We start from the raw sequence: 1,339 nt of genomic DNA on the forward strand, positions 1-1,339 counted from the left end.
ACACAGAATCATGAGCGCTGTTGCTGTTGCTGTTGCTGTTGCTTCAAAGCCTGCCGCAGGCAGCGCCGCAGCCGCCGCTGCAAGGAAACCTGAATACGTTCGAACAGCCCACCTCAATCCCCCGCCCCCGCGGCCGATAACGGTCATGTCACCGCTGCTCCCGATCAGCACCGGCGCCTCCACCCACCACCACCCGGGTACTGCTCGATGAATCTCCTGCATCGCTGGCAACACTACTTCAGCAATCTCTCCGTCCGACGCAAGCTCAATCTGCTCACGCTGCTGATCGCACTCGGCGTGATCGCGCTCTCGGTGATCGCTGCCCGCATGCAGTACCTGGACCTGACCGATACCCGCAAGTCTTCGCTGAAGACCCAGGTCGAACTGAGCTACGGCATCCTCGACCACTACCATCGCCTGGCCGGAACCGGCGAGCTCAGCGAAGAAGCTGCCAAGGCCGCCGCGCTGCAGGCGCTGGAAGTCATGCGCGCGCATAACGATACCTATTACTACAACATCTACGACACCGGCTATCACGTGCTCATGCACCCGTTCCGCAAGGATCTGGTGGGCAAGGACATGAAGGATTTCCGTACCGGCGATGGCATCCGCATCTACTACGACCAGATCGAAGCGGCCAAGGCCGGCGGCGGTTTCGTCGCCTATCGATGGGCCAAGCCCGGCGAGAAGGGGGAAGTCGAAAAGGTCGCCTACGCCGGCCTGTTCAAGCCCTGGAACTGGGTGGTCAGCAGCGGCGTGTACATGGATGACGTGCAGCAGCAGGCACTGGTCTTCACTGCCATCATGACCCTGGCCGGTGGCGTGCTGGTGCTGATCGTGCTCGCATTGAGCTGGGTCATCGGCAACCGCATCGCACGCCCGCTGAAGCAGGCCACCGCCGTGGCCGAAGGCATTGCCGGCGGCAAGCTGGACAGCCACATCGGCCCGCAGCCGCATGATGAAACCGGTCGCCTGCTCGAAGCCATGTCGCGCATGCAGCAGCAGCTGCACGCGGTCATCAGTGGCCAGCGCGAGATGGCGCGCCGCCACGATGGCGGTGAACTCAGCTACCGCATCGACGCCAGCAGCTTCCCCGGCGAATACGGACTGATGGTGCAGGAAACCAACGTCCTGGTCGGCAGCCACGTGCAGACCCTGCACGATGTACTGAACGTCGTGCAGCAGTACGCCGTGGGCGACCTCAGCAGCGACATCGCGCGCTATCCGGGCGAAAAGGCGGCGATGACCACCACCGTCGACACGGTCAAGGCCAACCTCGGCCGCATCAACGCCGAGATCAAGCAGCTGGCCAGTGCCGCCGCCGCGGGCGACTTCAGCC

The 1,339-nt window shown here is 63.5% G+C and carries 1 protein-coding gene; it reads left to right on the forward strand.

Going from position 1 to position 1,339, the window contains the following annotated elements; genetic code table 11:
- Positions 1-207: 207 nt before the first annotated feature.
- A partial coding sequence (locus AB4Y84_RS21735; protein ID WP_442250943.1) for a cache domain-containing protein occupies positions 208-1,339 on the forward strand: 1,132 nt, incomplete at its 3' end.

The organism is Stenotrophomonas sp. 2YAF22, assembly GCF_052114665.1.
Taxonomy (GTDB): domain Bacteria; phylum Pseudomonadota; class Gammaproteobacteria; order Xanthomonadales; family Xanthomonadaceae; genus Stenotrophomonas; species Stenotrophomonas indicatrix.